Annotated in this window: 11 protein-coding genes; 6 read left to right on the top strand and 5 right to left on the bottom strand. The window is 75.1% G+C overall.

From position 1 onward, the window contains the following. Both CGE01nite_RS11615 and CGE01nite_RS11610 read right to left on the bottom strand, forming a co-directional pair. A complete protein-coding gene (locus CGE01nite_RS11615; protein WP_141371087.1) occupies positions 1–2,214 on the bottom strand; it encodes a carboxypeptidase regulatory-like domain-containing protein in 2,214 nt (737 codons plus the stop codon). After that, a complete protein-coding gene (locus tag CGE01nite_RS11610; RefSeq protein WP_170210955.1) occupies positions 2,211–2,774 on the bottom strand; it encodes a Pvc16 family protein in 564 nt (187 codons plus the stop codon). Before CGE01nite_RS11610 ends, CGE01nite_RS11615 begins: the two co-directional genes overlap by 4 nt. A gap of 307 nt (positions 2,775–3,081) precedes the next feature. On the opposite strand from CGE01nite_RS11610, the gene CGE01nite_RS11605 reads away from it, so the two are divergent. The 4 genes from CGE01nite_RS11605 (at position 3,082) to CGE01nite_RS11590 (ending at position 9,926) form a co-directional block, all read left to right on the top strand. Continuing rightward, the gene (locus tag CGE01nite_RS11605; RefSeq protein WP_141371082.1) at positions 3,082–5,016 is read left to right on the top strand and encodes an AAA family ATPase; all 1,935 of its coding nucleotides are present in this window, start codon (positions 3,082–3,084) and stop codon (positions 5,014–5,016) included. 176 nt (positions 5,017–5,192) lie between these two features. After that, entirely contained in the window at positions 5,193–8,369 is a 3,177-nt protein-coding gene (locus CGE01nite_RS11600) for an eCIS core domain-containing protein (RefSeq protein ID WP_170210954.1), read from the top strand. Then, on the top strand, positions 8,366–8,869 hold the full coding sequence (locus CGE01nite_RS11595; RefSeq protein WP_141371078.1) for a type III secretion system chaperone family protein: 504 nt from the start codon (positions 8,366–8,368) through the stop codon (positions 8,867–8,869). Before CGE01nite_RS11600 ends, CGE01nite_RS11595 begins: the two co-directional genes overlap by 4 nt. 133 nt (positions 8,870–9,002) lie before the next feature. After that, positions 9,003–9,926, top strand: coding sequence for a DUF2231 domain-containing protein (locus CGE01nite_RS11590; protein WP_229747268.1), 924 nt, complete (start codon positions 9,003–9,005; stop codon positions 9,924–9,926). 11 nt (positions 9,927–9,937) lie between these two features. Here the strand turns inward: CGE01nite_RS11590 and CGE01nite_RS16995 are convergent, their stop codons facing one another. The 3 genes from CGE01nite_RS16995 to CGE01nite_RS11575 are packed head-to-tail and all read right to left on the bottom strand — an operon-like array spanning position 9,938 to position 11,398. Beyond that, the gene (locus CGE01nite_RS16995; RefSeq protein ID WP_156186607.1) at positions 9,938–10,408 is read right to left on the bottom strand and encodes a hypothetical protein; all 471 of its coding nucleotides are present in this window, start codon (positions 10,406–10,408) and stop codon (positions 9,938–9,940) included. A 59-nt stretch (positions 10,409–10,467) separates the two neighbouring features. Then, positions 10,468–10,857 (bottom strand): DUF4280 domain-containing protein, encoded by a 390-nt coding sequence (locus CGE01nite_RS11580; protein WP_048343006.1) that lies wholly within the window; start codon positions 10,855–10,857, stop codon positions 10,468–10,470. 34 nt (positions 10,858–10,891) lie between these two features. Continuing rightward, on the bottom strand, positions 10,892–11,398 hold the full coding sequence (locus CGE01nite_RS11575) for a septum formation family protein (RefSeq protein WP_048343007.1): 507 nt from the start codon (positions 11,396–11,398) through the stop codon (positions 10,892–10,894). Between the two features lie 174 nt (positions 11,399–11,572). Here CGE01nite_RS11575 and CGE01nite_RS11570 point away from each other — a divergent pair, with 174 nt between their 5' ends. Then, positions 11,573–12,091 (top strand): OsmC family protein, encoded by a 519-nt coding sequence (locus CGE01nite_RS11570; RefSeq protein ID WP_048343008.1) that lies wholly within the window; start codon positions 11,573–11,575, stop codon positions 12,089–12,091. Between the two features lie 3 nt (positions 12,092–12,094). Then, entirely contained in the window at positions 12,095–12,877 is a 783-nt protein-coding gene (locus CGE01nite_RS11565) for a hypothetical protein (protein WP_229747269.1), read from the top strand. Positions 12,878–12,946: the final 69 nt, after the last annotated feature.

The following is a 12,946-nucleotide window of genomic DNA, read 5'->3' as shown; positions in this document are numbered from 1 at the left end:
TCACCCACCCACCGGCAGGTCGCGCACGGTCGGCGTGCTGCCGCCGACGACGTCGACGACCGCCGTCGCGACCACCGCGTCGTCGACCACGACCGTCACGGTGTACGTGCCGGCGGGCAGGTCGGGCAGGACGTAGGTGCCCGAGCCGTGGTCGCCGTCCTGCGTGCTCGTCGTGGTGCGCACGACCGTGCCGTTCGTCGCGCGCACGGTCGCGTCGACCAGACCCTTGCCGCCCTGCGTGACCCGACCCGTGAGCGTGCCGAGCGCCGACGGCAGCGTGACCGCGACGGGCTGCGCGGGTCCGCTCGCCGGGATCGTCACGGGCACCGTCACCGGCTGGTACCCGTCCTTGACGAACGTGAGGGTGGTCGAGCCGCCCGTGCGCAGGCCCGTGAGCGTGAACGCCCCGACCGTCCCCGCGGTCAGCGTCGTGGTGCTCGCGCCGGACTCGGCACCGCCTGCCGAGACCGTGACGCCGCCGAGCCCGTTCCCCGCCGCGTCGACCACGCGCCCGGTGACCGTCCCGGTCCCGCCGCGCAGCGCGACCGACAGGTCGGCGCGCACCTCGCCCGGGCCGAGGGCGACGACCTCGGTCGTCGTGCCGAAGCCGTCCTTGCTGAACGTGAGCACGTAGGTGCCGGGCGTCGGCAGGTTCGGCAGGACGAAGCGGCCCACGGAGCCGACGGTCGGCGTGCCGACCACGAGCTCCTTGCCGTCGATCGTCGTGCTCACCTTGACGCCGCCGAGCGGGGTGGTGCCGTCCGTGACGACCCCGGCGATCGAGCCCGTGCCGGCGCCGAGACGCACGTCGAGCGCGAACCGCTCCTGGCCGCCGAGCACGCGCTCGGTGGTCGACGACGGCTGGTACCCCTCGGCCGCGAACGTGAGCTCGTAGGTGCCGGGCGCGGGCAGGTCGGCGAACGTGTACGCGCCGTCGGCGTCGGCCGTGGTCTGCCACTGCTGCGTCGGGTCGGCGCCGCTCCACGCGGGCCGCGCGGTCACGGTGACCTCGACGTCCTCCTCGTCGCCGACGACCACCTGCCCGGCGAGCGTCGCGGGGTGCCCGGTGACCGTCAGGTCCGTGCCCTCCTGGATCTTGCGGGCGACGGCGTCGACCTCCTGCGCGGACAGCTCGGAGACCGCCTGCGGGTACCAGACCTCGTCGTAGCCGTCCTCGACGATGCGCAGCAGGTACGCCCCGGGGAACAGGCCGGACATGGTGTAGGTGCCGTCCGCCTGCGTCGCCGCCGACGACACCTCGACGAGACCGTCGCGGCCCTCGCGCAGCGCGACGACCGTGACCCGGCCGACGCCCTGACCGTCCGCCGCGCTGACGACCGTGCCCGAGACGGTCGCACCGACACCCGCGGGCAGGGGGCCGACCTTCGCGAGCGAGCCGGACGGCGCCCCGCCGGCGTCGACGGACGCGCTGCCCTCGGCCTGGGTCGCGGCGAAGAACGACGCGGGCGCGACCTTCGTGTACGGGTCGGCGCCCAGCACCTGCTTCGTGCCGAGCAGGAAGGCCAGCGCCCACGCCGCGACGATCGCGAGCAGGATCAGCGCGGTCATCAGCCCGCGGCTGATCGTCGAGCGCTGCCGCAGCAGCAGCGAGATCGAGGACTCGACGTCCGTGGCCTCGGCGTGCACCTTGACCTGCCGGTCGCGGTCGCTGCCCAGCAGCTGGCGCGGGCCCTTGACCAGCACCGTCGCGGTCCCGACGCCGCCCGGTGGGACCGCGAGGGTCGAGGGCGTGATCGTCGTGCGGACCGTGCGGTCGCCGTCCTGCGGGCGCAGCGCGACGTCGAGAGGCACGTTGCCGTCGTTGCGGACCTCGAGGGTGAACGCCCCGCGCCCGCGCGTGCGCACGATCGTCGGGGTCGCGTCCAGGCGCAGCGCCGGGCGCGCCGGCACGACGAGGTCCACGTCGTGGTACGCCTCGCGTCCTCCCGGCGCCCGCCCGGCGACGACGAACGTCACGGGGTAGGTGCCCGCGGGGAACGTCGCGGGCAGGCCGACGGTCAGCGTGAGCGCGCCCACCGCGTCGGGGAACAGCGCGAGCGCCTCGGGCTCGGCCAGGAGGCTGGCCTCCGGGACGCCCAGCGCGTGCACCGACAGCGACTCGATGACCTCCGAGGTGTTGACCACCTCGAGCGGCACCACACCCGAGCCGCCCGGCACGACGTCGAGCCGGTCGACGGTGCTCGAGACCCTCATGGACGGGCGCCCAGCCGGGTCGTGACGGGTTCGACGGACGTGACCGCGGGCGGGGCGAGCTCCCACTGGTAGGCGTCGGCGGCGACGAGCGCCGTGAGCGTGAACGACGCCTTGATCTGCCCGCCGAGCGACGACCACAGCTCGCGCGGCCGGTTGAGCTCGTCGCTCGCGACCGCGAGCTGCACGGGCGACGACGGCGGGCGCAGCAGGTGCTCGGCGGGCAGCACCTGGTGCGCGAGCAGGCGCGTCAGGACGTCGCCGAGCAGGCTGTGCTCGTCGCGCGGAGAGCCGGCCCACGCGCTGACGAGGTAGCTGAGCTGGACCATCGGCAGCGGGAACCGGCGCTCGGTGCCGCGCTCGCCGGGCCGGTTCGCCGACGGCCGCGGCGGCTGCCCGCTCTTGGTGACCTGGTAGAGGAACAGGTTGACCGTGAGCCGGTTGACCTGCGCCGACCACGTGCCCGAGGGCGTGTCGAAGGAGATGTCCCCGGCCTCGACGGGCAGGGGAAGTACGGCGCGCAGGAGGCGTTCGAGCCCGTCGTCGATCGTGGGGATCAGCATGTGCGACTCCCCTCCGTGTGTGCGCGCCGGCGCCGACGTCGGGACCTGCGGTGCACACGCCGTGCGGGTGCACGCCCGGCCCGCGGCGGCGTCGGGCCCCCGCGCGCGCGACCGGCGCCTGGCAGAACCAGGACACCTGACGCTAGGAGCCGCCGGCGGGCACGGGCATCGGTAATCGCTACCGATGTTCGCCCGCACAGCCCGTCCGGTGTTCCGTCCGGCCTGGTCCGGCGGCATGATCGGCCCCGACGACCGACGACGGCAGCACCCGTGACCGCGTCGCGCAGCCCACCACCGCAGGAGAGCGATGACGACGACAGGAGCCCGCGTGCGGGCCGCCCTCCAGGTGGCCGTGCAGCGGCGGGCCGCCCTCGTCGCCGAGGGCGGGTCCGGCGGCCCGGGCCCCGCCGCGCTCGGCGCGCTGCTGGCCGACGCGCCGGGGTTCGCCGCGGCCGACGAGGCGCTCGAGGACGTCGCCGACCTGTTCGGGCTCGACGAGCAGGCGCGCGCGCTCCTGGCGGTCGCGCAGCTCGCCGAGCTGCACCCCAGCGCGCACCTGCTCACGGGCGTGCTGTCGGGCGACCCGGGCGCCGCGCGCCCCACCGTGGCCCTGGCGCTCGAGCTCACCGGGACGTCGGCGAGCGACCCCGGCGCCCACACGCGGCTGTCCGCCGCGGGCGTGCTGCGCCGCAGCGGCCTGCTCGCGCTCGACGGCGACGACCCGCTGCCCGCACGGCGCCTGCGCCTGCCCGAGCGCGTCGCCGCTCGCCTCCTGGGCGTCGCCGCGCCGCCCCCGCACGTCGCGCGCCTGCTGGTCCGGCCCGTGGCCGCCGACGCGCCCGGGACCGAGGCGATCGCCCACGCGCTGCGCGCGGGCGAGGCGCTCGTGTGGGTGCACGCGCCGCTCGGCACGGCCGGGACGTCGGCGGCGGTCGCCGCGTGCCGCGCCGCCGACGTCGACGTGCTCGTCGGCGACCTCGAGCTCCTGCCCGCGTCCCCGGCGGCACCGCTCGACCCGCCTGTGGTGCGGCAGGCCGTGCGCGACCTCGTGCTCGAGGCCGGGCTCGCCGGCGCGGTGCTCGTGCTCGCGGGCGCGCAGCTCGCCGGCGCGCACCTGGTGGAGCTCGACGCGGCGGTCGTGCCGGTCGTCGCCGTGGGGCGCGCGGCGTGGGACGCGCGCTGGGGGCTGCCGCTGCCCGCGACCGTGAGCGCGGGCCGCCTGACCACGCAGGGCCGCGCGGCGCAGTGGGACCGCCTGCTGGGCGAGGGCGTCGCGACGCGCGACGTGCTCTCGCTGCGCCTCGCGCCCGAGCAGATCGACACGGTCGCGCGCCGCGCGCTCGCCGACGCGCAGCTCGTCGGGCAGCACGTGCCGGACGCGAGCACGGTGCGCGCCGCGGCGCGGCGGCTCTCGACGAGCGGGTCGTCGCGCGCGTCGTCGGACGGCCCGGGCGCGACGCTCGACGACCTGGTCCTGCCGCCCCGGACCCGGCGCGAGGTCGAGCGGCTCGTCGGCTGGGTGCGTGACCGCGACGACGTGCTCGCGCTCGGCGCGCTGCACGGCAAGGGCGGCAAGGGCACCGGGATCTCGGCGCTGTTCTCGGGCAGCCCCGGCACGGGCAAGACGCTCGCCGCGCACGTCGTCGCCGACTCGCTCGGCGCGGACCTCTACCAGGTGGACCTGTCCGCGGTGGTCGACAAGTACATCGGGGAGACCGAGAAGAACCTCGAGCGCGTGTTCGCGCACGCGGAGTCGCTCGGTGCGGTGCTGTTCTTCGACGAGGCGGACTCGCTGTTCGGCTCGCGCTCGGCCGTGAACGACGCGCGTGACCGCTACGCCAACCAGGAGGTGTCCTACCTGCTGCAGCGCATGGAGTCGTCCGAGGGCGTGACGATCCTCGCGACGAACCTGCGCGGCAACCTCGACCCGGCCTTCGCGCGGCGCCTGCACTTCATGGTCCACTTCCCGGACCCCGACGAGACCACGCGTGAGCACCTGTGGCAGCACCACCTGGCCCAGCTCCCGACGACCGATCCCGACGACCCCGTGGACGTCGGCCTGCTCGCGCGCTCGCTCGAGCTCGCGGGCGGCGACATCCGCAACATCGTGCTGGCCGCCGCGTACGACGCGGTGGCCGAGCGCCGACCCGTGGGGATGCGGGACCTGCGCCTGGCCTCCGCGCGCGAGGTCGCCAAGCTGGGCCGCCGCATCAGCCACCCGGACTGGCCCGACGCCGACTGACGCACCCGTCCGGGTGAACCACCGCGCGCGAGCCCCGTTCGGGCCACGCAACTCGGTAGCGATTGCCGATGCCCGCGCTCGACCTGCCCACCAGGCTGGCCCCGGCAGGCGCGCGTCCCCCCGCGCGCCGCCACCGGATCTCCCCCGCCACGGCCACGTTCCCCCCGGAGGCCAGCATGAGCTCGCACCACGCCCGCGTCCCCGTCCCCGAGGCGCAGGAGCCGACGAGCGCGCCCGTCGACGCCCCGCTGCGGCGCACCGCCACGGCCGACGCCCTCGTCCCCGCGGCCGTGTCGGCCCCGGAGGCGGCCCCGGGCCCGGTCGGCGCGCTCACGGTCGGGCACGCCGCCGACCCCGCCGAGCACGCGGCCGACGCGCTCGCCGACGCCGCGCTGTCCCGGCTGCGCGCGTCGTCGTCCGACGAGGCCCACCGCCACGACCCCGGCTGCGGCCACCTGCGGCGCTCCGCGACACCGGCGTCGTCGGGCGCGTCCGCGTCCGCGACCATCGGCCACGAGGGCGGCGACCTGGATCCCACGGCGACCTCGCGCATCGAGTCGAAGCGCGGCGGCGGCGCCCCGCTGCCCGGCGGGGTCCGGCGGCGCATGGAGACGGCGTTCGGCACCGGGCTCGGGCACGTGCGCGTGCACGACGGCCCGGACGCGGCCGCGCTCTCGTCGTCCATCTCGGCGGACGCGTTCACCACCGGCTCGGACATCTTCTTCGGCGCAGGGCGCTTCGCGCCGGACTCCGCGGCGGGCGAGCGCATGCTCGCGCACGAGATCGCCCACGTGGTCACCGAGGGCGGGCCGGCCGTGCACCGGTGGCCGTGGAGCAAGAAGCTCACGCCGCAGGAGCAGGCCGACAAGGACCGCCTCAAGGCCGAGGAGAAGGCCAAGGCCGCGGCGGTCAAGAAGAGCAAGAACACCGAGAAGACCGAGAAGGCCCAGCTCGCGCAGTCGCGCACCGAGGGCGTGCAGGCACGCTCGGACAAGGAGCAGGAGATCTACGCGGGCGGTCGCGAGGCCGCCCAGGCGAAGGTCACCGACATGTACAAGCGCATGACCGAGGCCCGCGAGCGCGAGTTCGCGGTGTTCGAGGAGATGCAGCAGAACAACGTCGGCGGGACCGACGAGCAGCGCGCCACGCTCGTCTACCAGCAGGTCTGGTACGTCGAGTACCCCGACCTGACGAAGTACCGCCCGGCGCGGGAGACGCCCGCCGAGGTGCTGGTCGCGCAGGTCCGCCAGTCGCGCGGCATGGCCCAGGCGGGGGTGACCGCGGCCGAGCGCGACGCGCAGGTCACCCAGGAGCGCCTGCTCCCCGCGAAGGTCGAGACGCTGTACGACCGCATGGTCGTCGTGCGGGACGAGCTGCTCGCGGCGGACCCGGACGCGAGCGAGTTCCTCGTCATGGAGGAGGCACGCGAGCGGGTGCTCGCGGGTCTGGACCCGAAGGCGCTCGCCGAGCTCCCGCCCAAGGACGGCCCGCTCGACCAGGCCGCGTGGATGGCCGCCGGCAAGCGCGGCGCCGCCCGCAAGCGGCAGGCGGAGCGCAACGCCGAGAACGTCAAGGCGAACCTCATGCTGCTCGACCCCGCGCAGCGCCTGACCCCGCAGACCGAGTCCGCGCCGATCGGGCAGGCCGTCGGCGAGAAGCTCGAGGTCGTCGGGAAGTACGGCGGCCTGGGCATGACCGGGCTCGACAAGGTCGGCGGTGGGATCGCCGGCAAGGTGGGCGGCAAGCAGGACGAGGAGCTGCGCAAGCACCTGCCGAAGGACGACGACCCCGAGTCGCCCGTCCCGTCGTTCCTCGACCCGCTGGGCGTCGGCGACGCCTACACGAGCGGCGCCAAGGCCGCCAAGATGAAGAAGGCCGGCGAGCGCGACGAGGTCGACAAGAACCTCCCGACGTCGGAGGCGACCAAGGCGGCGGCGGGCATCGGCAACATCACCTCGATCCTGACGTCGCTGTTCGGTGCCGTGCAGTCGGCACTCGGCATGGCCCAGCAGATCGAGGCGTCCTGGTCCACGAAGGACCCGTACGAGGGCCTCAAGGCCGCCAAGTCGGGCAGCGCGATGCTGACCGGCCTGGTCAACGCCTCCAAGGAGGCCGCGAACCTCGCCAAGACCATCGACTCGAGTGTCGCGAGCGGGGTCAAGTCGGTGGTCCCCGGGCTGGACATCGCCACGTCCGCGCTCGCGATGGTCAGCGGCGTCACCGACGTCGCGACGTCCGGGATGCGGCAGCGCGAGACGGACAACGCGATGTTCGAGGCGCGCGCGGGCTCGACCGACAAGGTCAACGTCATGGTCTACCCGCTCATGAAGGTCTCGCAGGTCTACACCAAGCAGCTCGAGCAGAGCTGCTGGACCCTCGGCGCCTCGATCCTGGACTTCTCGCTCTCGGTCGCGCAGGTGGCCAGCGCGGGCGGGTTCGGCATCCCCGCCGCGATCAAGGCGTCCGCGGCCGTGCTCGACAAGCTGCACTCGCTCGCGCACTACATCGCCGACAAGGTGCTCGCGACGCAGGCCAAGCGCGCGCAGAAGGAGTCCGCGGTGCTGCACCTCGAGGGCGCCGCCGAGGACGAGCTCAAGAAGCACCCGAAGATGGCGGTCGACGGCATCGTGATGCGCGCCGCGCAGGGCGACACGGTCGCTCTCGCGTTCCTCGCGAACTACCGGATCGACGGCAAGCCGATCACCCGCGACTACGTCGCCCAGATCAAGCCCAAGCCGCGCACGCCCGTCAACCCGAAGGCCCCCGAGGTGAGCGACCTCGCGTCCACGTCGAACGACGCGCTCCTGCTCAAGGTCCGCGAGACCGTGCTGGCCGGCATGGACGTCGAGGCGGACCCGCAGGGCGTGTTCGACGACCTCAAGGCCCAGCTCGACCAGGTCACCGGCAAGGGAGCGTCGCTGCGCGACGGGTGGCGCGAGGCGGGCGACCTGCGCACGCAGCGCAACGAGCTGGCGGGTCAGGGCAAGCTCGGCGCCAACACCAAGGGTGACCGCGGGATCTTCTGGCAGCTGCGCATGACGCTGAGCACCGAGAAGCGGGGCATGCTCAAGGGCCGTACCGAGGCGTACACCGCGGGTGTCGAGGCGCTGCCCGCGGGCGTCGCGTGCGCCGTGGGACCGCACGAGCTCCCCGAGAACGCGACCGACGCGCAGTCGCAGGCGTTCCTGGCCCAGCTCACCGTCCAGGACCTCGAGGCCGAGCTCGGCCGCACACCGCGTCGCAACTCCCCGGGTTGGATCGCCTTCCTGCGCGACGCGCTCAAGGAGAAGAAGACCGCGGGCGCGACCCCGACGACGCCCGCCCCCGTCATGGCGCCGGCGGGCCAGCCGTGAGCCTGACCGACGACGACCTGTTCTACGCGCGGGTCGTCGCCGCGTTCGTCGACGCGGGCCGCACCGCGACGCCTGACGCCGCGTCGCGCACCCTCGACGTCGCCTCGGACCTGCCGGGGGGCCGCGTGCTGGCGGTCGTGCGCCCCGCGGCGCGCTCCGTCACGCTCTACGCCGTCTGGCCGACGATCGTCCCCGCCGACGCCGTGCCTGCGGTCACCGAGCTCGTCGTGCGCGCCAACGCCGACCTGTTCGTCGCCACTCTCGAGCTCGACCTGCCCCGCGCCACCGTCGCGGCCCGGGCCGCCGTCGCGCTCGGCGAGCTGGACCCGCCCGACGACGCCCTGGGCCATCTGCTGGTCACCGCCCTCGCCGAGACCGAGCAGGCGCTCACGGAGTACGCCCCGGCGCTCGAGGCGGTCCTGGCCGGGACTCCGCCGGCCGTCGCGGCCGCCGCGGCGTACCGTTCCGCCCTCGACGTGGAGGAGCAGCCGCACGCGTGACCCTGCGCCCCGTGCCCGCCCGGGCCGGGGAGGCACTGGTGCACGCCAGGCCCGATCGTGGCTGAGGACGCCCGGGTGCGGCCGGTCTCGCGACGTCCCAGGATGGGTCGAGGCCGACGACGGGGAGAGCGCGATGGGTGACGTGGACGAGATGCTGCACCGGTCGGGGCGGACCGCGCGGGCCGCGGTGGGTCGGCTCGAGGACTCGACTGCCCTGGACGGACCTGCGGAGGTGGTGCGGCGCGTCGCGCAGGCCGTGCTGCGGCCCCGCACCGTCTCAGCCGTGCTGCGGGGCGTCCCGGCGGGGCATGCCGCCCACCCGCCGCTCACCGACGTCCCGATCGGGCTGTGGTTCTCGGCGAGCGCGCTCGACCTGCTGGCGCCCGTCACGGGACGCCGCGCGGCCGACCGACTCGTCGGCCTCGGCGTCCTGGCGGCCGCGCCGACCGCGCTGAGCGGCTTGGCCGACTGGGAGACGAGCGAGCGCAGGGACCCCGCCGTGCGGCGGGTCGGCGTGGTGCACGGCGTCGCCAACCTGGCGGCGCTCGGGCTCTACACGACGTCGTGGGTGCTGCGCCGCCGCGGTCACCGCGCGGCGGGCGTGCTCGTCGGGCTGGCGGGCGGCACGTTCCTCGGCGTGGGCGGGTACCTGGGCGGGCACCTCGCGCTGGTCCGGCACGCGCCGCACCACGACCCGCTCGCCACGACGACCGTCGAACGGGTCGCGACCGGGGTGCGGCGCACGACGACCCGCGGACCGGCCACGGACGCCTTCGAGGGCGTGCCGCTGGACGAGACCAAGCGCAGCACGACGGACCACGGCGAGATCCGCACCTGGATCGAGGCGCAGGGTGGCCGCCCCGCGCTCATCCCGCCGCTCGGCCCGCACGAGGTGCCGGTCCCCGCAGCGATCTTCCCGAGCGGGCCCAGCGGCAGCGGCGCCGTGCCCGCCACGTGGCAGGAGTGGTTCGACGCGTTCGACCGGGGCGGCCTCGCGTTCGTCCGGCCCGCGCAGCTCACCCAGGCGCCGCCGTTCTTCGAGCTCGCGCAGGCCTGAGCCCGCCCAGGCTAGGGGGCGTCCCGCAGCCTGTTGACCGGGATGCCGAGGATCTTGGGCTCGGGGACGTCGAGGTGGTCCAGGCCGTCCGGCACGGGCGGGATCTCGTCGGGCACCCGGCCCACCCAGATGCGCCACAGCACGCCGTGCTTGTCGTCGCCGGCCCGCGGCGGCTCGTGCACCACGGGGAACACGGACCCGTCCACGACCGTGACCTCACGCGCGCCCGCGGGTGGCAGCTGCCCCGCCAGGGCGTCGACCTCGTCGGCCGGGACGAAGCCGACGATCGCGTTGCGCCACACGACTGCGAGGTTCTCGCCGCGGCCGCGCACGATCTCCAGCTCGGCCTGCACGGGCACCCCGCGCGCGCGGTCCGTGCCCAGCGCCTGGATGATCGCGCGCTGCAGCGCGGGGGCCTCCGCCGCGTGGAAGCCGCCGGTGAGCATGAGCGGCACGCGCTCTCGTCGTCGCCAGAACGTCACGGGCTCCAGCCTGCCACCTCGGTGGCCCGGGGCCCCACGCGGCACTGCTGCGCGCGGGGTCAGCCCTCGAGCGTGCGCATCGAGCCCGGGTTCAGGATCTGGATGACACCGCCGTACGCACACATGCACTGCGCACCGAGGGTCAGCGCAGGGCGGCCGCCGATCACGGTCTGCGTCGCGCCGTTGACCCAGGGCGTCGTCGCCGGGATGCACGGCATGGGCGTCAGGACGCCGAGTGCGGCGGCGGTCGCGGCCGCGACCGTCGGGTTGGCCAGGGACGTGCACATGCCGAACGGCGGGACGTTGACCATGGGCGCGCTGTCCGTGATCGTCGCCGCGGGCTTGCCCTCGATCAGGACGCCGCTGGTCGGCAGGACGTTCAGCGACGCGGGCGCCAGGCCGAACGAGCACATCGTCAGGGCCGTGGAGGTCGCTGCGGGCTTGCTCATCGTCGTGCCCCTCTCGTCGGCCCCATCGCGAGGCTCACCACCCCGTGCCCGCCACGGACCGGGTGAGCTGCTCGCCCGTCGTCGTGACGAAGCACAGCGTGGTGCGGTCCGCATCCTGCTCCCAGCCGCGCGCCGACGGCAGCAGGTAGGTGAACCACAGCCGCGAGTCGCGGTAGTCGACGCCCACGTAGTCCTCGAACTCCTGCGCGCACGCGCCCTGGGCGAACGCCGTGAGGGCCTCGACGCCGGGGAACGACGCGGCGCCGGACGCCTTGGCCGTCGCGGCCGTGTCCTCGTAGTCGACGAGCGCGTACGCCTCCTGCTCGTGGGGGTCCGTGCACGGGACCTGCGCGAGCTCGGTCAGCTCGACCGTGATGTCCTTGGGCGCCCGGAAGCACTCGCCGACCTTCACGTCGAACACCGAGCGACCCTCGGTGTCGTCGCCGCGGTCGAAGAACGAGCACCCCGCGCAGACGGCGACGACGAGCACGCCCACCGTGGCGCGCACCAGCGCGCGCGGCGTCGAGCGTCCGACGTGCACCGAGCGACCTCCCGACGACGAGCGTGCGCCGACCGCCGGCGCGCGGTCAGCCTAGTTCGGCGACCGCGCACCTCCATCCGTAGTCGTTGCGCAATCCGTCCCTCGCGCGCGCGTCCGGACGTCCGTGGTTCGCGCTCCCGCGCCCGTGGTGGCGGGCCGTGCGAGGATCGGCGCATGACGAGCCAGACGACCGCTGACGCCTCCGCGGCCGACGCCGAGCCGACCTCGACGGCCGCCGCCGCCCCCGCCCCTGTGCCCGCCGTCACGCCCGCCAACGCGGGCGGCACGCGGCTGTGGGTCGAACGGACCGGCAAGCGTCGCTACGTGGGCCACAACTCGCGCGGAGCGACCGTCGAGATCGGCGACATCGCCTACGACGAGGCGTTCACGCCCGGCGAGCTCATGAAGGTCGCGCTCGCCGGCTGCTCGGGCCTGTCGTCGGACGCCGCGCTCGCGCGCCGCCTGGGCGACGACGTGCCGGTCACGATCGAGGTCGAGGGCCTGGCCGACGACGACGAGGACCGCTACCCCGCGCTGGCCGAGCGGCTCGTCGTCGACCTCTCGTCGCTCGCGCCGGACGCCCGCGAGCGCCTGCTCACCGTGGTGCACCGCGCGATCGACCAGCACTGCACGGTCGGGCGCACGCTCGAGGCGGGTGCGCAGGTCAGCCTGACGGTCGTCGGGGAGCGCTGAGCCGTGCCCCGGTTCGTCGAGGAGGCCATGGCGCGCGCGGTGTCGCTGCCGTCGTCCGCGGTGCACGCGCACGTCGCGAGCCTGCGTCGGCGCAACCCGGAGGCGTCACCCGAGCAGCTGGTGCGCCTCCTGGAGAAGGAGTTCCTGCTCGTCGTCGCGAGTGCGGGTGGCGCGGTCGGCGCGGCGGCTGCGGCACCGGCCGTCGGCACGGGCGTGGCGGTCGTGCTCACCGCGAGCGACGTCGCGACGTTCTTCAGCGCGTCGGCGGCGTACGTGCTCGCAGTTGCGTCCGTGCACGGGATCGAGGTCGAGGACGTCGAGCGGCGCCGCGCGCTGCTGCTCACCGCGATCCTCGGCGAGTCGGGCGCCAAGGCGCTCACGGACGTCACGGGCCTCGGCGCGACCAACGTCGCGCGGCTGCTGCTCACGCGCATGCCGATGGCGACGGTCAAGAAGGTCAACACCACGCTCACGCGGCGCATGCTGCGCAAGCAGCTCACCAAGCAGACCGGCCTGTTCTTCGGGCGGCTGCTGCCCTACGGCATCGGCGTGGTCGTCGGTGCGAGCGGTGGGCGCGCGCTCGGCCGCGAGGTCATCAGCGGCACGCGTCAGGCGTTCGGGCCCGCCCCGGCCACGTTCCGGGAGCCGATCGTCCTGCCGTCGGCCGAGGTCCACGACGAGCTCCCGGCCGGCCCACCCTCGGGTGCGTCCGCCGACGAGGGTGCACCCGAGCTCGAGGGCAAGCAGGGGCGGCGCCGCCAGCTGCCGCGGCTCGGCCGCCGCTGAGGCGTCCCTGCGACGACCGACCGGCCGCACCACCACGGTGGTACGGCCGGTCGATGAGCGCCGTGCTCC

Origin of the sequence: Cellulomonas gelida, from assembly GCF_006538725.1 — a bacterium.
Taxonomy (GTDB): Bacteria; Actinomycetota; Actinomycetes; order Actinomycetales; family Cellulomonadaceae; genus Cellulomonas; species Cellulomonas gelida.
Note: the sequence above shows the minus strand (reverse complement) of the source record. Positions and strands in the feature narration are given on the sequence as shown.

Excerpts from the sequence above, each read along its gene's own strand:
- CGE01nite_RS11615 (WP_141371087.1), bottom strand. The coding sequence starts at position 2,214 with ATGAGGGTCTCGAGCACCGTCGACCGGCTCGACGTCGTGCCGGGCGGC.
- CGE01nite_RS11610 (WP_170210955.1), bottom strand. The coding sequence starts at position 2,774 with ATGCTGATCCCCACGATCGACGACGGGCTCGAACGCCTCCTGCGCGCC.
- CGE01nite_RS11605 (WP_141371082.1), top strand. The coding sequence starts at position 3,082 with ATGACGACGACAGGAGCCCGCGTGCGGGCCGCCCTCCAGGTGGCCGTG.
- CGE01nite_RS11600 (WP_170210954.1), top strand. The coding sequence starts at position 5,193 with ATGAGCTCGCACCACGCCCGCGTCCCCGTCCCCGAGGCGCAGGAGCCG.
- CGE01nite_RS11590 (WP_229747268.1), top strand. The coding sequence starts at position 9,003 with ATGGGTGACGTGGACGAGATGCTGCACCGGTCGGGGCGGACCGCGCGG.
- CGE01nite_RS11580 (WP_048343006.1), bottom strand. The coding sequence starts at position 10,857 with ATGAGCAAGCCCGCAGCGACCTCCACGGCCCTGACGATGTGCTCGTTC.
- CGE01nite_RS11570 (WP_048343008.1), top strand. The coding sequence starts at position 11,573 with ATGACGAGCCAGACGACCGCTGACGCCTCCGCGGCCGACGCCGAGCCG.